The following is a 20,420-nucleotide window of genomic DNA, read 5'->3' as shown; positions in this document are numbered from 1 at the left end:
CAAACAATTAGTTTTTTAAATTGGTATTCATGTGAGTCGCTTTCAGCGCGTAATAGAAAGTAATGAGCGTTTATTCTGGACTCTGCACAGCGCAGGGTGGGCCGGTTTCGCAATTATTTATTATATCGGTTCTTTTCTACATGACGTGCGTCCTATTTGGGTGTTTATCATTCTTCTTAATGCGTACGCAGGTTGGCTCTTAACCATTCCTCTTAGGTATATTTACCGGTGGGCACGAAAGCAATCACCGCTCAATATGCTGATTATTGTTATCGTGTCTTGCTACCTTATTGCGCTTGTATGGGCAGTGGTTAAAAACATTAATTATTGGGAAATATATAAGCACGGCTACCGTCCAGACGAGTGGTACATGTATTTCACAAATACCATTAACTCACTCATTATGGTGGGTTGTTGGAGCGGTGTTTATTTTGGTATTAAAAACTTCCAAATGCTTCAGAAAGAGAAGCAAAATGCGCTCAAAGCAAGCACCATGGCGCACCAAGCGCATATCAAGATGCTGCGTTACCAGCTTAACCCTCATTTTCTGTTTAATACGCTAAATGCTATTTCAACGCTGATTTTGCTTAAAGAAAATGATACTGCCGAAGCAATGGTGTCGAGGCTAAGTGACTTTTTACGCTACTCTTTAGATAACGACCCAATTAAAAGGGTGCCACTTGGTCAGGAAATTAAAGCGCTAAGGCTTTACTTAGAAATTGAAAAGGTAAGGTTTGACGACAGGCTTGAGGTGTCTTGGGACATTGACGAGCAATGTGAAAGTGCGCTTGTGCCGAGCATGATTTTGCAACCTATCATTGAAAACGCAATTAAACACGCCATTTCAAAAATGGAGAACGGCGGTAAGATTAATATTACTGCGCGTACGTTCGGTAACGATTTATTGATGGATGTGGCTGACAATGGCCCAGGTGCTGATATAAAAGATGGGCAGCTTAGCCGTGAAAACGGCGTAGGCCTGGCAAACATCAAGGAGCGTTTGCAGTCGCTCTATCATCGTAACTTTGCATTTTCGATAGAACATAATGAGCCATCAGGGGTGCGAGTAAGAATTCGTATTCCTTATGACGTTAAGGACGCATAAATGAGTAAGCAAGTGATCAAAACCATCGTTGTTGACGATGAGCCTTTAGCGAGAAGAGGATTAAGAGCAAGACTTGAGCGTCATGAGGATGTGCAGGTTGTTACTGAATGTCAAAATGGACTTGAGGCGGTAAGTGCCATATCGCAACATCGCCCAGACCTCGTTTTTCTTGATATTCAAATGCCGGGTTTAAATGGCTTTCAAGTAATTCACAAACTCCGTGAGCTAAAACAGCCTATTCCAATGATAGTGTTTGTTACCGCGTACGATAGCTATGCGATAAAAGCATTCGACGTTCATGCGCTAGACTACTTATTAAAGCCTGCAGATGACGAAAGACTTAAAGCGGCGTTAGATAAGGTACGTGAATACTTCGCTACTCAGCATCAAGATGAGCAATCGCAAAAATTAGTAAGTTTAGTTGCGGAACTCACAGGTGATGACTGTGAAGAAATACTGCGAAAGTTAGCAAATGGTGAGCCTGTTGAGACAAACCCTTATCCAGACGTGCTTGCAATAAAAGACGGTTCAGAGGTTACTCGCGTAAATGTACAAGATATACAGTGGATTGACGCTGCAGGCGATTACATGTGTGTTCATGCACTAGATGGCATGCACATAATGCGCAAAACCATGAAAGAGCTAGAGCAAGAGCTCAACCCCCAGTTTTTTGTAAGGGTACACCGTTCTGCTATAGCGAATATTCGTTTTGTAAAAAAATTAGTGAGCCATATTAGCGGTGAGTATCATCTTATATTACAAAATGATACCGAGCTAAAGGTAAGCCGTAGTCACCGAGATAAAGTAAAAGCGGCGATGAAAATGTAGAAAGGGCGCCTGAGGCGCCTTTTTTATGCGTAGTGGTAAGCAATAAAGCTAGTCGTAAATACTATGAGTGTGAACCCGCTAATCATAACGAGCATTCATTAATGAGCGAATTATGTCTACTTGCGCTGGATTTAGCGGCTTGTTCTGCCAACAGGTATCTAAAGGCACTACAACGGGAAGCTTATTCACTTCACCAACCATAATATTGGTATTCTCGCTGCCAATTAACGATACCGCATAAGCGCCTAGATGTGTTGCAAGTAACCTGTCTTCGCTTACGGGTGAACCTCCACGCTGAACATGTCCCAAGGTAACAGGCCTTACATCCTCAATACCTTTTGCATTAAGGGCTGTCGATAACGCGTTCAGTCCGCCTGGCCATACATTTTCTGCTACAACCACAATAAAGCTGACAGTGCCTTTCAGCGCTCGCTGGGCCTTAATCTGACAAATAATATTGTTTAGCTCATGTTCACAGCCTTCGAATAGCTCAGGAAGCAATACGTAGTCTGCGGCAGAAGAGAGCGCTGCATTTAAAGCAAGAAAGCCTGCATGACGCCCCATTACTTCTACCAAAAAAACGCGTTCAAATGCGTCAGCGGTATCGCGCACCTTGTCGATAGAACTCATAGCAGTGTCTATAGCGGTGTAATAGCCAATGGTGGCATCGGTACCGTTGATATCGTTGTCAATTGTGCCCGGAATACCAATGGTTTGTCCGGACCAAAAAGTACTCAAATGCTTTAGCCCTCGAAAAGAGCCGTCCCCACCTATTACTATGAGTGTGTCTATAGCGAGTTTAGATAAGTTTTCTGCGCTTTTTTGTGCGCCATCGTCTGTTTCAAACGTTTTGCACCGTGCACTGTGTAAAATAGTGCCTCCCTGTTGAATGAGGTTGTGTGTTGTATCAAACGAAAGTGATATATATTCCTGATTTACTAGCCCGTTGTATCCGTGAAGATATCCATACAGTTTATGGCCCGCTTTTTGGCATGCGATGATGACAGCCCTTATACAAGCGTTCATACCCGGTGCATCACCACCAGATGTTAAAATAGCAATACGCTTCGACACAATGAATCCTTTTATGAAAGCCTAAAACACGCCCATCTGTTTAAAGTAGATTATCGGTAAAACTTGGTAAAGTGCTATTGTTAAAACTTTTTTTGCACTTTTCACTACTATGATGTCTATAAGAAGGTACCGCTACGTTTTTATTGTTTGATGGTGCAAGCCACCGTTATTTTATGTCCAATTACAATGGTCTTTTACTTTGGGAATACGTTCTATGCGAGTGATTTTTGCTTTAGCTGCTTTGTTGTTTCTGTCTTCGTGCAGCTCCAAATTTGCCTATGACAATATTAACTGGTGGGTATATTGGTATTTAGACGACTACATAGAACTTAATAGCGAGCAAGAGGCACAATTTGACGACTATTTAGATAGCTGGCTTCAATGGCACAAAACCTCGGAATTGGTGCGATATAAAGCGCAACTTGAACAGATGAAACAGCAAGTTACAAATGACGAACTGAACTACACACAAGTAACAACGCATTTCGAACAAGCTAAAGCACATTGGGCAAGAGTGAGGAATGAAGTTAGTCCCGAATTAATAAAAATGGCCAAAAATCTAAGCGATGAGCAAGTTGTCACGCTGTTCGCCGCGTTAGAAAAAGAGAATAAGGAAGAAGAGGAAGAGCTTGCTTCTATTAAAGAAGATTCCGCAGAAGCGCGTAATGAAAAACGAATTGAAAGGATGGAAGAGAACGTTAGTGCGCGTATTGGAAAGTTGTCTAATGAACAAAAGCAAATTATTGCGACTTACGCTGACCAATTCGTACCTACCATGGAAGAGTGGATTGCCTACAGGAGAAATATTCAAAATGCTGCCAGACGGCTTTTTGTGGCAAGGCATGTAGATCCCGATTTTGAAGATAAGCTACTCGAGTTGATGAGTAAGCCAGAGACCTATCGAAGTAAAGCATTTAATGAAGCAAGTGAGCATAACACCAAAACTATGGCAACCATGATTGCCGAAGTCGCTTCAACGTTATCGACTAAACAAAAGGAAACGTTGATTGAAAATATTGATGAGTTTATTGAGACTATAGAGAACTTCCAACAATAAATTGAGCATGAAAGGTCTTAAGCGCAATGTCATGTTTCAAAGCGTGGCTTCCAAAGCGTGGCTTCCAAAGCGTGGCTTCCAAAGCGTGGCTTCCAAAGCGTGGCTTCCAAAGCGCAGTTTTTATAGCGAGACCGTCAATATGGATTTAAAAAGCGGTACCTAGATAAAGGCCTTACTTCGTAGGACTTACGCTGGGATTAGAAATTAACTAGAAACCAATAAATTTTGATAGCTCGTCTCGCAGGCTATCGTACTTTTCTTTGTAAGGTGGTTTAAGCGTCATGTCATCGATAAGTTTGAATAGGCGCTTACACTCGGTTACCACTTCTGCATCGGCGGCATTTGCCTTTTTAGCCAGCTGTAATAAACATTGAAGTAAGTTAAGCGCCACGCCAGTATTTACAGGTGCAAAACCTTGCGCAAGTGCGAAAGACGCTTTTGCGCGCTCATAATCTTCATTTTGATAATGTTCAATACCTTCGCGGTTAAACTGCTGATAACTGGCAAGGTTTTTCTCTGTTAGCGCTTCGTGTTTTGCCAGCATTGATTCACTGTTTTGATCTAGCTTTTCGCCTCTAGACTTTAAGAGTTTGGCAAGTTCTACTGCATCATCAAACTCACCAAGGGTATACATTACATTAAGGCTGTCAGGTATATACGCGGTTGGAAGTTCAGCATATTTTTCGTCTAGATCACGCTGTGACGCATCAAGGTGGCGTTTTGCATCAATGAGCTTACCGTCAATCGCGCTTACCCTGGCATTGATGATTTTACCGAAAATGTCGACATCAAACTCTCTGTCCATTCTTTGAAGGTGGTCATCAAACTTTCCTCGTTGCAATGTAAGCAGTGCTTCTTGTTGGAATTTGTTCTTCTGTTTCTTATCTTCTGTATGCTCAGCAACGTCTAAAAGGCTTCTTATCATGCCGCACCAAAACAAACTGTTTTTGTAAACAGATCGTTTGGAAAGATTCCATATAGCCTGGCTAGACTCTGCGGCTAAATGAAAATCAGCGGTTTCACGCGCAATATTGCAAGCGTCTATATGTCGCTGCAACGAAAAAGGAGAAAGCCTTATCGCTTCTTTGATATCTTCTATGGCAGTTTGTTCCTGATGTTGCGCAAGGTGAGCGTGAGCAAGAATGTCATGTGCATCTGCATTGAATCGGTTTTGCTTTAAAATACGCTTTGCCACGTTTATTGCATTATCGAACTGCTTTAACTTCAAATAGGTTTTACCTAAGGCAACATAAGCCCACAGCACAGGTTTACCGTCTGTGTACCCTTCTAAGATGTCTAGTGCCGCTTTAGGGTTCTTCGTCTGCCAATAAAGCTCAACCAATAATTGCTCACAGTGACCTTTATAATGAGAAGGCTCGCTTAACTGAGTTTTCAGGTGTTCAATTGCCTCGGTTATTTCTTGCTTATCTATAAGTTTGTAGGCATAGAGCAAGAACTGGCGTTTTTTCCATGCTCTCGTAATACGGGTCTTAAGCTGTATTTGTGAGAAGGGTTTTATTAAAAAGTCGTCGGGTCGTTTATCAATGGAGCCAAGCACAATTGGTCTAGCGCTATCGGCGCTTATTAGAATAAACACGGTGGCAGGAGAGATTAATTTACTGACACGCAGTTCTTCAACAAGCTCATAGCCATTTTTATTATCAGCACCTAAATGCAGGTCAGAAATAACGATGTCGAACTTGTGCCGCTTACACAAAGAGATTGCCTGTTCGGCAGAAGATTTTGTGACGACATCGGTTGCTCCCATTGACTGCATGAGACCTTTGAGTAACAAAAGGAAAGGGCGCTGGTCTTCCACAATCAACACTTGTTTGTTACCTAATTGCATTTCCATTCCGTGAGCAAGCTGAACATCTGTGACTATGATTATAGATTAGTTCAAGAAGAGCAACGAGAAAGTTAAGAAATACATTATCTTGCCGATAAGAAATTATAGTAAACCGGTGTGAAGTTAGGCATGAGTACTGAAGCTACTCACAATATGAACAATAAACCTATAGACCCCAGTATTAATTGGGAGTCGAACGGTGTTCTTGCGAGAGCAGCCCATCAAGGGGCAGTATTTTCACTGTATCTTGCGATGCACGCTACCTCGGTAGCTGAACCAATTCGAATAAACACAAGCGCTTCAAAAGAGGAAGATGTTACAACGCGTGCGTTGCAATCCTTAAACTATTATCGCCGGCCGGGTATAGCCGCTCAGGAGGCCGATTGGACTGCCATGTCAACGCTCGGGAACCTAATGGCAACCGACATGGAAAATGCATTATTGTTTCAAGCCATGTACCCACAACCTTTGGCTCAGACCAATGATGCGCTTCGCCTTGATGACGATGTGGTAAACAATACTACGCTAGCGGCACAAAAGCGTTTACAGGCGAAATATCGTAGTACCATGGATGAAGACAACACGATGATTTATGACGTTATTAATTCTGTTGAAGAGCACACAGATCTATTTAAAGAAATTGAGCAGCAGTTTGCGTAAGATCAATTAATCATCTCGTTCGAACCCAATTCCCCCTAAAAGTTAAGTTCCCATTAGACCTTTTTTACATCATCTGGTATATTCGCGCCGCATTTTGCACTGGTCTTACGCTCCAATCAGCAAAGGTTAAAAAATTATGTCTAAATATATTGTTTGCGCAATGTACAAATTTGTTGCGCTTGAAAATTACAAAGAAATGCGTCAGCCGCTGTTAGAAGCTATGGAATCTAATGGCATTAAAGGCACGCTATTACTTGCCCACGAAGGTATTAACGGAACCGTTTCTGGTAGTCGCGAAGGCATTGATGCGCTGCTTACCTACCTTAACGATGATGTTCGCATCAATCCTATTTCTTACAAAGAATCACTTCACAACGAACAGCCGTTCTACCGCACCAAGGTAAAGCTTAAGAAAGAGATTGTAACCATGGGTGTAGAGGGAATAGACCCTCGAAAGACCGTTGGTACTTACGTTAAACCAAAAGACTGGAACGCATTAATTAGCGATCCAGACGTTACGGTTATCGATACTCGAAATGGTTATGAGATTGAAATTGGTACATTTAAAAACGCCATTGATCCTAAGACTGACACGTTCCGCGAATTTCCAGAATACGTGGCGAAAGAGCTAAATCCTGAGAAAAACAAAAAAGTGGCCATGTTTTGTACCGGTGGTATTCGCTGTGAAAAATCTACTGCTTACTTGAAGGAGCAGGGGTTTGAAGAGGTTTATCATTTAGAAGGCGGTATCCTGCAGTACTTAGAAGACGTACCAAAAGAGGAGTCGATGTGGGAAGGTGATTGCTTCGTTTTCGATAATCGCGTTGCGGTAAACCACGATTTGGAAAAAAGCCACTACGAACAGTGTTATGCCTGTCGCTTACCTATTACTGAAGAAGATAAGCAAAGCGACAAATACGAGCCTGGTGTCAGCTGCCCGCATTGTTTTGGAACACATACAGAAGCGCAGTTAGAGCGATTCAGAGAGCGTGAAAAGCAAGTAAATCTTGCTAAAGCAAGACAGCAAGAACACGTTGGAACTGAAGCGCGCTTAACCATGGAACAAAAACGCCAAGAAAAAGCGGAAGCTCAACGTTTACGCGCACTTAAGGCAAAAGAAAATCAGGCATAGACAGGCTGATTGAAGGGCGTTACACTCTTATTCATTGCAGTTGAATTTAAGGAATGAGAGTGAGCACTCAACTTTCAGAATCAAAAATCGAAGAGATTAAAAAAGATTTTAGTTTCTTTGACAAAGATGGAAATGGTCAAATCGATCTGCCTGAGTTTATTGAGCTATTAACCGTTATCGCTCCGAAGACGAAAGCAAGCCATGTACAGGAAGGCTTTAAACTTATCGACAGTAATGACGATGGTTTTATCGACTTCGAAGAGTTTCTTGCTTGGTGGCAAGAGTGCTGGTGGGAATATTAAATACATAGCGAATGTTGATAGACACATAAAGAAAAAGCGAGCATTTGCTCGCTTTTTTGTATCTGTTGCTTATACCAATTCAAATTAGCATTCGCTTAAAGAGCTATTCTTCATCATCAAGCGCATTGTTATCTTTTCTTGGCTTACGTTTAACCGGCACCATTCCTATATCCTCTCCCGTCATCGTATTTACACGTTTTTTAACGGGGGCTTTCACGGGCTTAGCAACACGCTTTTTACCAGACGCTTTGCCAGATTGTGTAGCTTTTTTCTTTTTAGGTGCAAAACCTTTGAATTCAGCCGGAATGTCTGGGTGTGCAGTGCACTCTAAAGCGTATTGCAGGTGGTTCTTTAAACCCTCAAAACTTTTCCAGTCACGCGGGCCTATTAACGAAAACGCTTCGCCTTTCTGTCCCGCGCGTCCAGTACGGCCAATGCGGTGTATATATTCATCCGCGTTCTTGGGTAAGTCGAAGTTAACTACTAACCCCACTTTTGATAAATCTAAACCGCGCGATGCAAGGTCAGTGGTAACAAGAATACTTTGCTGCCCACGGGCGAAACTGCTCATAATTGCTGCACGTTGGTTTTGAGGTAGGTCTCCACGAAGCGCAATTGCCTCAAGGTGCTCTTCGTTCAACATATCTGCAATACGGTTTGTGTCTTCACGGGTTGCCGTGAAAACAATCGCTTGGTTAAAGTCACGCTTTTTCAGTTCGGCGCGCAGAATGTTGTCTTTACTGTCTACGTTGTCAGCAAAATAACAACGCTGTTCAATATCACCATGCTCGGCAGTGGCATCGCCTACAGAAACGCGTACAGCGCTTTTTGTAAGCTGAGTAGTCATGTGCTTAAGCTCTATATTATCCAAAGTCGCTGAAAACAGCATTGTTTGACGCTTACGATGATCGGCGTAATCGTTAATCATCTTAAGCTGAGCAGCGAAGCCTAAATCAAGCATACGGTCGGCTTCATCAAAAATAAGAAGCTCTAGGCCATTTAGGTAGACACTTTTGTCCAGAAGATGGTCGGCCACTCGGCCAGCAGTGCCTACGATAATATGCGGGTTTCTTCTCAGGGCTTTCACCTGATCGTTATAGTTTTCACCACCAACAACCAACGAACACGTTAAGTTAAGGCCAGAGCAAAGCGATTTTGTTTCTAAAAATACCTGCTTTGCAAGTTCACGGGTTGGAGCCAAGATAAGTGCGCGAGGATCTTGACGGCTTAGCGCTTTTTGCGACATTAAGCGGTGTATGGCTGGCACTAGAAAAGCAAACGTCTTACCTGAGCCTGTTTTAGAAGACGCAATAATGTCTTTACCCTGAATAGCGGGCAGCATAGTGCGCTCTTGAATTTCTGTTAGCGTTGAAATGTTCTTGGTTTCAAGCTTCGAAATAATCTTATGATGAACAGGTAAATCGGTAACTAGCAAAGGGGTGCCTCACGGGAATCTAAAGTCGGCGCATTATCCCTTAATGATAGTCATAATGAAAGGAGAGGGCATGATATCGCCCTCTTTTTTATTGTTTAAAATGGCTTGTTAGAACTGCATTTCTGGTACGTCACCAGATACGATAAGTTTTCCCGCCGTTTTTTCCTGAATTTCTTCAACGCTAACGCCTGGCGCACGTTCTTGAAGTACGAAAGCACCATTCTCTACACTCAATACTGCCAAGTCGGTAATAATTCGCGTGATACAGTTTACGCCTGTCAGTGGTAATGTACATTCAGGTAAAAGCTTTGAATTACCGTGTTTGTCAGTGTGTGTCATGGTCACGATAATATTTTTCGCACCAGCTACTAAGTCCATTGCGCCGCCCATGCCTTTAACCAATTTACCTGGGATCATCCACGATGCGATATTTCCTGACACATCTACTTCAAAGGCGCCCAATACCGTGAAATCAACATGACCACCGCGGATCATTGCAAAACTTTCGGCACTGTTAAAAATAGATGCTCCAGTAATGGCAGTTACTGTTTCTTTGCCAGCATTAATCATATCAGCGTCAACTTCTTCTTCGGTTGGGTATCGCCCCATACCTAAAAGGCCATTTTCTGACTGCAGCATTACGCTTATGTCATCTGGCACATAGTTCGCAGCCAAGGTAGGGATACCAATACCTAGATTTACATAATCACCGTCTTTAAATTCTTGTGCAACGCGCATGGCAATTTGATCACGAGTTAACATTATACGGTCTCCTTACTAACTACACGTCTTTCAATACGCTTTTCAAAGTTACCTTTTATAACGCGATTAACATAAATTCCCGGCGTATGAATTTCACTTGGATTCAATGAGCCAGCTTCAACAATCTCTTCTGCTTCAACGACGGTTATCTTACCTGCAGTTGCCGCCATTGGGTTGAAGTTCTGCGCGGTGTGACGATAGATGCAGTTACCGTAAGTATCTGCCTTCCATGCTTTAACTATCGCAAAGTCGCCGGTAATAGCATGCTCTAAAATGTAGGGGCGTCCGTCGAACTCTTTTACTTCTTTGCCTTCACCAACAGGTGTGCCGTAACCTGTCGCTGTGTAGAAAGCTGGTATACCAGCACCACCTGCACGCATTTTTTCGGCAAGTGTACCTTGTGGAGTAAGTTCAACTTCAAGTTCTCCATCAAGCAGTTGCTTCTCAAACAAGGCGTTCTCGCCTACATAAGAAGACACCATTTTCTTGATTTGCTTATCTTCAAGCAATAAACCTAAACCGAAGCCGTCAACACCACAGTTATTAGACACAACGGTAAGTTCTCTTACTGCCATTGCTTTCACTTGGCTAATAAGTCCTTCTGGAATACCACACAGCCCAAAACCACCAGCAATTATCGTCATGCCGTCTGTTAAGCCAGCCATCGCTTCGTCGTAGTTTTGCACTACTTTGTTAAAACCCGCCATTAAAACGCTCCATACATGAATGTTAATAACAAGTATCAACATTGTTGCGTGTTATGTAAAATCGAATTAATCTAATTATTAATAAATATTTTTTATCAATCTTATGGAAGTATCCTACAAACAATTAAAGGCGTTCATAGAAGTCGCTACGTCATCCACTTTTGCAGAGGCGGCGAACAATCTTCACGTTACACAGCCTGCATTGTCTTCTGCAATAAAAAAACTTGAACAACAAGTGGGCGGCCGACTATTTAATAGAGATACACGAAATGTAGGTTTAACCCCAGAAGGGGAAGTGTTGTTTCCAAATGCGCTGCGGTTAGTGCGAGATTGGGATAATACATTTAATGACATTCAGAACTTATTTGCCCTTAAAAAAGGGCATTTAACCATTTGTGCCATGCCATCGTTTGCCGAGTCTCACCTGCCCGCGCTATTAAGCACATTCCATAATCAAGCGCCCAATATCAATCTAAGGGTTATTGATATTGTGATGGAGCAGGTGATAAACGAAGTGGCAACCGGGCGCTGTGAGCTTGGCATTTCGTTTGAGCCCGAGCGCACTGATGGACTCATATTTGAAAGTTTATTTGAAGATCAGTTCGTTTTAGTGGTTAACGACGAACACGAATTGGCTGAAAATGAAATATGTCATTGGCAAGACTGTCTTGCTTATCCATTGGTGATGATGAACAGAGGTTCTGCCGTGCGGCAATGGACAGAGACTAAATTGGCTTCTTATGGCGCGCTAAATATTGTGGCTGAAACTGGACAGTTAGCGACGCTGGGAAAACTTATAAAGCACGGAATGGGTATTTCAATAATGCCCTCGATATGTGGAGATCACATGAAAACATTGGGGTTAATTCCAATTGAAGTAAATAGCGACCCTTTAATTAAGCAGATTGGCCTAATAAGAAATGCCCGTAAGGGCCTTTCAGTACCGGCACAGACATTGTGGGACTTGATAGTAAAAAGATATACAGAATGAACTAACGGGATATTTGCTTTTCACACCCGCTTTCAATAGGAGCGGGGTTTGATGAACAATAATACGCAAAAGATGAAGGTCTGATAAAGATTATTACACCGATGTAGGGTTTCATAAATAACAGACCTCGATGTTAGCATTGGTCAGACCTATGCTACCACTTCTTCTTAGGCGCAAACAATTCGTCCAACTCGTCTCTTTCTTCTTCTTGTTTCTTAGCTCTGTCTTGAGCGTTAACGTTTTTCAAATTACTCTGAATTTCATTTAGCCACTCATTTAGTTGAGCAAGTTTGGTGGATGAGTAATCGTCTTGAGTGTTTTGGTTTTCCAACGCAATTTTAGCTTTTTCAAAATACTGTCTGGCAGAGCCCAGCATATTTGTTTGAAGCGCTGCACGACCGCGTTTGATAAGCGTTTCCACGTTAACTTTAACCTGTAAGCGTTCTAATTGTTTATCTTCATCTAGAAATACTTTTGAATCAATTTGACCTTTGCTGTGCTCAGAGCGAAGTATGATACGAAGCTTTTTCACTGCCTGAATGTATTGAATAATCATTTTGTCGTTGTCAGGTAATGTGAATTCAGAAGGCGCGCTAGAGTCATCTGAAAGTGCAGCTGCAGCAGCTTGTTCAGTATTATTGATACGATTTTTAAGTTCTGATGTACCTGCGTATTCGTTCATTACCCTAAGCGCGTTAAGCGCTCTATTATGAAGGACCCCAATTAAACGGGATGATACAGGCATGTTAACGGTAGCGGCTATAACGCTTTCAGTTTCATCAACCACACCACGCTGCTTTGCAAGTTCGGTTCGACGTTCAGCTTCCTGCTTCTGTCTATGTTGCTGAACAGCATTAATAAAAATGGCTGCAATCAGCAAAGCGACGATTAATATTATTATAATGGCGTAAGACATTCGTGTGTTTCCGTCAGTTCTTTGTAGCTTTTGTGTTGCAGTAAGCGCGAAGGTACTGCTTTATTTATAGAGTTCTTATAGTTATCGGTCAATATTACGGTATTTTTACTTGAAATACACTCCCGCCAAGTTCGCCACCATTAGACAATTCTATACTACCGTATCTTTCATGCTGTGAATGAGCGCTGGCTATTAGCTTGGCAAAGAACAGCCCAAGTCCGGTGCGTCCCTGACTTAATTCAAAATCCGCTAATTCATCATGGCTTTTATTGAGCATGCTGTCTGGGTAACCAGGACCGTCGTCTTCAATACTAAGTGCTAAATAGCCATCAACCGATTCAGCACTAATTTTTATTATAGAGGTGCCATAACGCATTGCGTTAATAATGACATCGTTCACCAAAATAAATACGAGCTCACTGTCTAAATACCAGCTTAAATCGTCGTCAATTTCAATGTCTAGGCGAATACCTTTTTGGTCCATGTACAACGCATTTGAACCAATAATGTCTTCAATTAAGTCCTTAATAAAACACTCGTCAACAGTAATGGGCAATCGTTCTAGTTCAGCGCGATAAAGCGATAGTATTTGTACTAAGTTGGTGTTTAAGCGCGTGGCTTCATAATGCACACTGGCTACCTGATTCCGTGCTTGTTCGTTCTCAGGATCGAGTGTTTGGCTTAAATTCTCAATCGACTGGATAAGCAGAAATAAAGAATTCTTCATATCGTGCACGGCAGCCGCAAGCACTGTGGAGAAATCGATGGTAGAAGTTGCGTGAGTATTATCGTCCATTTGCTCTTACTAATCGAATAAAATGTTGCCATATCATAATGAACAATAATTGTAGAAAAGGCGATGTAAACGAGTAAAAAATAGCAATAAATTGCTGTTTTTTCCGCAAAGTTTGTTTTTTCGTAATATACGAACGCAAAAAAGTGTAGTTTTGGTTATAAGAAACGATTACAGTATAACCACAGTGCAAGAATTGGTATTTACAATGAAACTACAGCAACTTCGTTATATCGTAGAAGTTCTAAATAATAATTTGAATGTCTCTGCAACCGCAGAAAGTCTTTATACATCTCAGCCAGGAATTAGCAAACAAGTAAGAATGCTTGAAGATGAGCTTGGCGTTCAAATTTTTGGTCGTAGTGGAAAACATCTAACGCATGTGACAGACGCGGGTAACGACGTTATAAATATTGCTCGCGAAATACTGGCTAAAGTAGAGAGCATTAAAGCCGTTGCTCGCGAGCATACCTTGCCAGACCAAGGCAAGCTGAATATTGCAACTACACATACGCAGGCGCGTTACGCGTTACCTGATGTTATACAGGGTTTTATGAATAAATACCCCAAAGTGTCTTTGCACATGCATCAAGGTACACCTTCTCAAATCAGTGACTTAGCCGCTAAAGGCGAGGCAGATTTTGCCATTGCCACAGAAGCGCTGCATCTGTACAACGACCTTGTAATGTTGCCGTGCTATCACTGGAATAGAAGCGTGATTGTTAATAAAGACCATCCGCTTTCCAAAAAGGGAACAATAGACATCAGCGATATCGCAAAATATCCATTGGTTACCTATGTATTTGGATTCACGGGTCGCTCTGAATTAGACCAAGCATTTGAGAGAGCGGGTTTAACACCTAAAATTGTGTTCACAGCAACCGACGCAGATGTGATCAAAACTTATGTTCGCTTAGGCGTGGGCATTGGCGTTATCGCTTCAATGGCGGTAAGTGAAGAACTGGACGACGATTTAGTTAAAATAGACGCCAGCCACTTGTTCGATTACAGCACTACGAAAATAGGATTCAGAAAAGGCTCGTTTTTACGTAGCTATATGTATGACTTTATCGAACGATTCGCGCCTCATTTAACCAAAGACAAAGTTGAAAAAGCCATGATGTTGAAAAACAACGATGAAGTTGAAAAGATGTTTAAGGGCGTTACATTACCAGTTAAATAGCGTTTTATTTGAGTGTGCTAAATGAAAAAAAGGGGCATTTGCCCCTTTTTTGTTGCCTCATTAACCTAATAGCATCAACATTCGATGATGTTAACTGCAAGACCGCCTCGTGCGGTTTCTTTGTATTTTGTTTTCATATCGTTACCTGTGTCGCGCATGGTTTTAATAACCTTGTCTAACGATACTTTTTGTTCACCCGTGCCACGTAACGCTAAACGAGATGCGTTAATAGCTTTAATTGCGCCCATGGCGTTTCGCTCGATACAAGGCACCTGCACCAAACCACCTACTGGATCGCAGGTTAAACCTAGGTTGTGCTCCATACCAATTTCAGCTGCATTTTCAACAGAGGCTGCGGTACCGCCCATAATTTCTGCTAAAGCGCCAGCGGCCATAGAGCAGGCAACTCCCACTTCACCTTGACAGCCCACTTCTGCACCAGAGATAGACGCGTTCTCTTTATACAGAATGCCAATTGCTCCCGCCGTTAACAAAAAGCGGCTAGCGACTTCTTCATCTACTGGACGAATGAATTTGTCAACGTATTGTAATACCGCAGGGATGATTCCTGCAGCACCGTTGGTAGGTGCGGTAACAACGCGACCGCCAGCTGCATTTTCTTCATTTACAGCCAATGCAAAAAGGTTAACCCAGTCCATGGTTTGCATGGGGTCTGTGGTGTGTTCGGTTTGCAAACGGCGATATAATCCAGGTGCTCTTCTAACAACTTTTAGTCCGCCAGGCAATATTCCTTCGCTTTCAATACCACGCTGAATACAGGCCTTCATAACCAGCCAAATATTGTGAAGCTCTTGCTTTACTTCATGTTTTGGGCGAAATGTAGATTCATTGCGCAGCATAAGTGAGCTAACACTTAAACCGTTAGTTTTACATAAGTTAAGAAGGTCACCAGCGGTTTTAAAAGGGTAAGGCACTGCAGCTTGAAGTGTAGCAGCGTGCGCCTTACTAGCATCGAAATCTTGGTCTTTAATAATAAAGCCACCACCAATGCTATAGTAGGTTTGCTCTGCTAATAGTTCGCCATTACCATAGGCAAAAAAGGTGAGGGCATTAGCATGCTTAGGCAAGGTTCTACGACGATGAAACACAATGGCATTTTTATTTGGGAAGCTGACTTCTTTCGTACCGTTAAGTGCAAGCGTCTCAGAATTTCTAATATTTTCTAAAACACTGTCGATACTATCCACATCTACTGTATCTGGCATTTCACCTAATAAACCTAGAATAACGGCTTTTCCTGTACCATGGCCGATACCAGTTTGACCAAGCGAGCCAAATAGCTCTACTTTCACACTATCAATTTTTTCGAACAACGCGTCTTGTTGTGCCAATTCACCGACAAACTCCGCACCGGCTTTCATAGGGCCCACAGTATGTGAGCTTGAGGGGCCAATGCCCACGCTGAACATATCAAATACGCTGATCATAAACTCTTCATTGTTAAACAAAGTTAATGGGATGATCATGCATCCACAAGGTAATAACTACAATAAAGAAAAGCTAATAGCGTGATTAGTTTTGCTAATAGCCTGTAAACAAATATTTATAGTCAACCTGATGCTTTATAGTTCTCTCGCTATAAACAGTCCAACACCAGCAATCACGAAAGGTAGTAGGAAAGGTAAAGGAAGACTAGTGCAAGGGATAGCTTATGGATGAATGTGATGAGATAAGTTGCGCAGCATGGCTGCAGTAGCGCCCCATATCATACGCTCTTTATAGGGGATGAAATATATTGGAAATGACTGATTTCCGCGATGGGTAGTGTGAATTAAATGATTTTTTCTATTCAAAAGATGATTAAGCGGCACTTCAAACGCACTTTCCACCTCATTTTTATCAATCACTGGCGTAAAATTAGGGTCAACAAAACCCACAACAGGCGCAATCTCGTAACCGCTTATTGTACGATAGCGGGGTAACATACCAACGATATCTACGTTTTGTGGCGGTAACCCTATTTCTTCATCAGCCTCGCGTAGCGCTGCATCAAAATAGCCTTTATCGGTCTCATCAACGGCGCCGCCAGGAAAGCTTATTTGCCCAGCATGGTGTTTGAGGTGATGTGCACGCTCGGTAAGTAGCACCTTAAGTTTATCTCCGTAATCAACCAGCGGAATTAATACCGCAGCAGGCCGGCCAGTTTTACGCAGAGGAAAATCTGGCTCTATCTTAGGCTGTCGTATATGTTGAAATTGAGAGATAAATTCAAATCTGGTCACGAAATCTACTTATTTAATGCAGTTAACACAGGCACTATCTTGGAGACTTTATCCAAGGTTTCTTGGTATTCGTCGTCAGCTCTTGAGTCTAACACAATGCCTCCACCGGCCCAGCAGTGAAGTGTATTGTTTTCAGCAAGTACGGTTCTTATACAAATGCTCGAGTCCATATCTTCTCTAAAACCCATATAGAAAATACTGCCGCAATAGATATTACGTCGGTGTGGCTCTAACTCGTCAATGACTTCCATTGCTCGAATTTTAGGAGCACCTGTTATAGAACCACCAGGAAAGGCCGATGCCAACAGCGTAAGCGGAGATGTTCCTTCTTCTAACTCGCCTACAACTGTGCTAACAAGGTGATGAACCGCTTTATAGCTTTCAAGCGCAAACAATGCAGGAACTTCAACGCTGTGTGCTTTACAGTGCTTCGAAATATCGTTTCTTAACAAATCCACAATCATTAGATTTTCAGCGCGATCTTTTTCAGCATTTAACAGACTCGACGCGCTTTGGGCGTCTTTAACGCTGTCTTTATAACGCGGTCGCGTACCCTTGATAGGTTTGGTTTCTACCTTACCATTTTTTACGCGCAAAAAGCGCTCCGGTGAAATGGATGCAACACAGCCTAGCGGGGTGCGGAAAAACGCAGAAAATGGTGCTGAGTTCTGGTTGCGTAATTCACAGTATGCTTCCCATACGTCACCTTCAAAACGCGCAGAAAAGCGTTGTGCCATGTTCACTTGATAGCAATCACCTGCCTTTAAATAATGGTGAATTTTGTCGATACATTCAGTGTATTGTGGCTTAGACAGGTTTGAAGAAAAAGGCGACGTTAACTTAAATTGAATGGAATCTTGCTCACCATTTGAGATGCCATCGGAACTATTTTCAATAAAGTGAGGGTACTTACTTCCATCACAAGAACAATAGTAGAAAGTGCCCGTTTGAGTATCTTCTATAATGGAATAGAGATAAAGCCCCACAGCAAAGTCGGGCGTTTCATAATCGTCTTTCGCCACGCTTGGCAAAGTTTCATAAAATCGACCAGCGTCATAACCTGCCATACCTGCGACACCGATTATAAACGGCAAACCATCTATGTTTTGTTCACTAATAATTCTTGTATTAGCTACTTTGCTGTGAAGATACTTTCTTGTCGCTTCAAAAGGCGTTTCTGGTACACATTTGGTGCCGTTTTCGTCGTTTAAATAAACATTACCTTTTGATGCTGTAACGGTCATTGAAGGCGCAAAAGCCATGATATTATATCGGCCATCACTTTGTTGAGAACCAGATGTATCTAGCAATAGTGACCAAGGGTGATGAGCAATGCGCTTAAAAATAGAGTTAAATACTAAAGAGCGCTCTAAGGATTCTGAATGTACAAGTTTACTCAGTGTGGCATCGGATAATGGGGTCACACGAACTTGTAAAGAAGCAGCTGTTGTCATAGGTCTGTTTTACTATACTTTTACTGTATATTACGTAAATTCTTGTCGTAAATTGCGTTGAATAAGTGTTTACATCGCCGCCGCGCCATAACGACTATAAGTTATTGTTGTGTATTACTTGTTAGTTTTTACATGGTGCGACGTTAAGAGATGCGCTAGTATACGCTTTTTTAGCGAGCTAAGACCACGAAAGCCAAATAAAAAAGAGGATGTCATGACCGTTATCCGTCAACAAGACTTCATTGACAGCATTGAAGATGCCCTGCAATTTATATCCTACTATCACCCACTAGACTACGTTAAAGCAGTTGAAGAGGCGTACAATAAAGAAGAAAGCCAAGCCGCAAAAGATGCGATGGCTCAAATCCTTATCAACTCTCGTATGTCAGCTGAGGGCAAACGTCCACTTTGCCAAGATACGGGCATTGTCACCTGCTTTGTTAAAGTAGGCATGGGCGTGACATGGGACAAAACAGATATGACTGTACAGGAGATGGTAGATGAAGGTACTCGTAGAGCCTATACCAATCCTGATAACCCGTTGCGTGCATCTATAGTTGCTGATCCAGCAGGCGCGCGCACCAATACAAAAGACAACACACCGTCTGTTGTGCATATTGACATGGTAGCGGGCGAGAAAATTGAAGTCATGATCGCGGCAAAAGGCGGCGGTTCAGAAAACAAATCTAAGATGGTAATGCTGAACCCTAGCGATGACATTGCTGATTGGGTGGTAAAAACACTCCCTACAATGGGCGCGGGTTGGTGTCCACCGGGTATGTTGGGTATAGGTATTGGCGGTACTGCGGAAAAAGCAGCAGTATTGGCAAAAGAGAGCCTAATGGACCCTGTAGATATTCAAGAACTTATTGAGCGTGGCCCGCAAACTACCGATGAAAAACTGCGTTTAGAAATTTTTGAGCGTGTAAACAAGCTAGGTATTGGCGCACAAGGCCTTGGCGGGTTAACTACCGTAGTTGACGTAAAAATAATGTCGCTACCTACTCACGCAGCTTCTAAACCTGTTGCGATGATCCCCAACTGTGCCGCAACGCGCCATGCACACTTCTACCTTGATGGTTCTGGCCCAGCAGAGCTAACGCCACCAAAATTAGAAGACTGGCCGGAAGTGACATGGGAAGTAAGTGAAAACACGCGCCGTGTGAATCTTGATGAAGTAACTAAAGAAGATATTCAAGAGTGGAAGGTGGGCGAGACTGTATTGCTATCTGGTAAGATGCTTACTGGTCGTGATGCTGCACACAAACGCATTCAAACTATGATGGATAACGGTGAAGGCCTTCCAGAGGGTGTAGACTTAACAAACCGCTTTATCTACTACGTAGGCCCAGTTGATGCTGTTGGCGATGAAGTTGTAGGCCCAGCAGGTCCAACAACAGCTACACGTATGGATAAGTTCACCGACTTGATGCTTGAGAAGACAGGCTTAATTGGCATGATTGGTAAAGCTGAGCGTGGACCGGCAACGGTAGATTCCATTGCTAAACACAAGGCAGTATACCTAATGGCTGTTGGTGGCGCCGCTTACCTTGTATCGAAAGCCATCAAAAAATCGCGCGTCGTTGCATTCGAAGACTTGGGTATGGAAGCCATTTATGAATTTGAAGTGGAAGATATGCCGGTTACGGTTGCTGTAGACAGTACTGGTGCAAACGCACATAAAACTGGCCCAGCTATTTGGAAGGCGAAGATTGAAGATTTAGACAAGTCACTTTCTAAATAATAGCCATATTGCTTTTTAAGGGCAGAGGCGTTTAGTTAATCGCTAACTGCTATTTAGCTAAATAACAAAAACAGGTACCAAGAGTACCTGTTTTTATTTGTGAATTTTGTTTATAGTGCTGTATAAAATAACAGTAAGATTCTGCGCTATGAATTTTGACGATATCCCCAGCTATTTCTCTTTAA

At 42.4% G+C, this 20,420-nt stretch carries 19 protein-coding genes; 9 read left to right on the top strand and 10 right to left on the bottom strand.

Features of this window, described 5'->3' with window-relative positions; translation table 11 throughout:
* Positions 1–31 precede the first annotated feature (31 nt).
* Together ACGHAV_RS01970 and ACGHAV_RS01965 are read left to right on the top strand one after the other, a co-directional pair.
* Positions 32–1,105, top strand: coding sequence for a sensor histidine kinase (locus tag ACGHAV_RS01970; RefSeq protein ID WP_390375692.1), 1,074 nt, complete (start codon positions 32–34; stop codon positions 1,103–1,105).
* Positions 1,106–1,933 carry a LytTR family DNA-binding domain-containing protein gene (locus ACGHAV_RS01965; protein ID WP_334014226.1) on the top strand — a complete coding sequence of 276 codons (828 nt, stop codon included), beginning with the start codon at positions 1,106–1,108 and terminating at the stop codon, positions 1,931–1,933. It abuts the gene before it with no gap.
* 78 nt (positions 1,934–2,011) lie between these two features.
* On the opposite strand, the gene ACGHAV_RS01960 is transcribed toward ACGHAV_RS01965, so the two are convergent.
* Entirely contained in the window at positions 2,012–3,007 is a 996-nt protein-coding gene (locus ACGHAV_RS01960) for an ATP-dependent 6-phosphofructokinase (RefSeq protein WP_390375689.1), read from the bottom strand.
* A 214-nt stretch (positions 3,008–3,221) separates the two neighbouring features.
* Here ACGHAV_RS01960 and ACGHAV_RS01955 point away from each other — a divergent pair, with 214 nt between their 5' ends.
* The gene (locus ACGHAV_RS01955; protein WP_390375686.1) at positions 3,222–4,064 is read left to right on the top strand and encodes a DUF6279 family lipoprotein; all 843 of its coding nucleotides are present in this window, start codon (positions 3,222–3,224) and stop codon (positions 4,062–4,064) included.
* A 208-nt stretch (positions 4,065–4,272) separates the two neighbouring features.
* On the opposite strand, the gene ACGHAV_RS01950 is transcribed toward ACGHAV_RS01955, so the two are convergent.
* Positions 4,273–5,913, bottom strand: coding sequence for a response regulator (locus ACGHAV_RS01950; protein ID WP_390375683.1), 1,641 nt, complete (start codon positions 5,911–5,913; stop codon positions 4,273–4,275).
* Between the two features lie 129 nt (positions 5,914–6,042).
* Here ACGHAV_RS01950 and ACGHAV_RS01945 point away from each other — a divergent pair, with 129 nt between their 5' ends.
* The 3 genes from ACGHAV_RS01945 to ACGHAV_RS01935 all read left to right on the top strand — a co-directional run bounded on the left by ACGHAV_RS01945 (position 6,043) and on the right by ACGHAV_RS01935 (position 8,007).
* Positions 6,043–6,573 carry a hypothetical protein gene (locus tag ACGHAV_RS01945; RefSeq protein WP_390375680.1) on the top strand — a complete coding sequence of 177 codons (531 nt, stop codon included), beginning with the start codon at positions 6,043–6,045 and terminating at the stop codon, positions 6,571–6,573.
* Between the two features lie 136 nt (positions 6,574–6,709).
* Positions 6,710–7,705 (top strand): rhodanese-related sulfurtransferase, encoded by a 996-nt coding sequence (locus ACGHAV_RS01940; protein ID WP_390375677.1) that lies wholly within the window; start codon positions 6,710–6,712, stop codon positions 7,703–7,705.
* Between the two features lie 59 nt (positions 7,706–7,764).
* Positions 7,765–8,007 carry an EF-hand domain-containing protein gene (locus tag ACGHAV_RS01935; RefSeq protein WP_390375673.1) on the top strand — a complete coding sequence of 81 codons (243 nt, stop codon included), beginning with the start codon at positions 7,765–7,767 and terminating at the stop codon, positions 8,005–8,007.
* 103 nt (positions 8,008–8,110) lie between these two features.
* Here the strand turns inward: ACGHAV_RS01935 and ACGHAV_RS01930 are convergent, their stop codons facing one another.
* From ACGHAV_RS01930 to ACGHAV_RS01920, 3 genes are all read right to left on the bottom strand, one after another.
* Complete coding sequence (locus tag ACGHAV_RS01930) at positions 8,111–9,442, bottom strand: DEAD/DEAH box helicase (RefSeq protein ID WP_390375670.1); 1,332 nt, start codon at positions 9,440–9,442, stop codon at positions 8,111–8,113.
* Between the two features lie 108 nt (positions 9,443–9,550).
* Positions 9,551–10,204: a CoA transferase subunit B gene (locus ACGHAV_RS01925; RefSeq protein WP_390375667.1), complete on the bottom strand. Its 654-nt coding sequence runs from the start codon at positions 10,202–10,204 to the stop codon at positions 9,551–9,553.
* Complete coding sequence (locus ACGHAV_RS01920; protein WP_390375664.1) at positions 10,204–10,911, bottom strand: CoA transferase subunit A; 708 nt, start codon at positions 10,909–10,911, stop codon at positions 10,204–10,206. Before ACGHAV_RS01920 ends, ACGHAV_RS01925 begins: the two co-directional genes overlap by 1 nt.
* 103 nt (positions 10,912–11,014) lie before the next feature.
* On the opposite strand from ACGHAV_RS01920, the gene ACGHAV_RS01915 reads away from it, so the two are divergent.
* The gene (locus ACGHAV_RS01915; RefSeq protein ID WP_390375661.1) at positions 11,015–11,902 is read left to right on the top strand and encodes a LysR family transcriptional regulator; all 888 of its coding nucleotides are present in this window, start codon (positions 11,015–11,017) and stop codon (positions 11,900–11,902) included.
* A 154-nt stretch (positions 11,903–12,056) separates the two neighbouring features.
* Here ACGHAV_RS01915 and ACGHAV_RS01910 read toward each other — a convergent pair whose 3' ends face one another.
* Together ACGHAV_RS01910 and ACGHAV_RS01905 are read right to left on the bottom strand one after the other, a co-directional pair.
* Positions 12,057–12,818: a hypothetical protein gene (locus ACGHAV_RS01910; RefSeq protein WP_390375658.1), complete on the bottom strand. Its 762-nt coding sequence runs from the start codon at positions 12,816–12,818 to the stop codon at positions 12,057–12,059.
* Between the two features lie 94 nt (positions 12,819–12,912).
* Positions 12,913–13,614 (bottom strand): sensor histidine kinase, encoded by a 702-nt coding sequence (locus tag ACGHAV_RS01905; RefSeq protein WP_390375655.1) that lies wholly within the window; start codon positions 13,612–13,614, stop codon positions 12,913–12,915.
* A gap of 205 nt (positions 13,615–13,819) precedes the next feature.
* On the opposite strand from ACGHAV_RS01905, the gene cysB reads away from it, so the two are divergent.
* Positions 13,820–14,794: an HTH-type transcriptional regulator CysB gene (gene cysB / locus ACGHAV_RS01900; protein WP_334014213.1), complete on the top strand. Its 975-nt coding sequence runs from the start codon at positions 13,820–13,822 to the stop codon at positions 14,792–14,794.
* Positions 14,795–14,868: 74 nt separating this feature from the next.
* On the opposite strand, the gene ACGHAV_RS01895 is transcribed toward cysB, so the two are convergent.
* The 3 genes from ACGHAV_RS01895 to pabB form a co-directional block, all read right to left on the bottom strand.
* Positions 14,869–16,242: an L-serine ammonia-lyase gene (locus tag ACGHAV_RS01895; RefSeq protein WP_390376037.1), complete on the bottom strand. Its 1,374-nt coding sequence runs from the start codon at positions 16,240–16,242 to the stop codon at positions 14,869–14,871.
* A gap of 222 nt (positions 16,243–16,464) precedes the next feature.
* Complete coding sequence (locus ACGHAV_RS01890; protein WP_390375652.1) at positions 16,465–17,037, bottom strand: CoA pyrophosphatase; 573 nt, start codon at positions 17,035–17,037, stop codon at positions 16,465–16,467.
* A gap of 5 nt (positions 17,038–17,042) precedes the next feature.
* On the bottom strand, positions 17,043–18,491 hold the full coding sequence (gene pabB, locus ACGHAV_RS01885) for an aminodeoxychorismate synthase component I (protein ID WP_390375648.1): 1,449 nt from the start codon (positions 18,489–18,491) through the stop codon (positions 17,043–17,045).
* Positions 18,492–18,705: 214 nt separating this feature from the next.
* Between pabB and ACGHAV_RS01880 the strand changes: the two genes are divergently transcribed.
* Complete coding sequence (locus ACGHAV_RS01880; RefSeq protein WP_390375645.1) at positions 18,706–20,235, top strand: fumarate hydratase; 1,530 nt, start codon at positions 18,706–18,708, stop codon at positions 20,233–20,235.
* The last annotated feature ends 185 nt before the right edge of the window (positions 20,236–20,420 follow it).

This window comes from Alteromonas sp. MTD1, assembly GCF_042848195.1.
Classification (GTDB): domain Bacteria; phylum Pseudomonadota; class Gammaproteobacteria; order Enterobacterales; family Alteromonadaceae; genus Alteromonas.
Note: the sequence above shows the minus strand (reverse complement) of the source record. Positions and strands in the feature narration are given on the sequence as shown.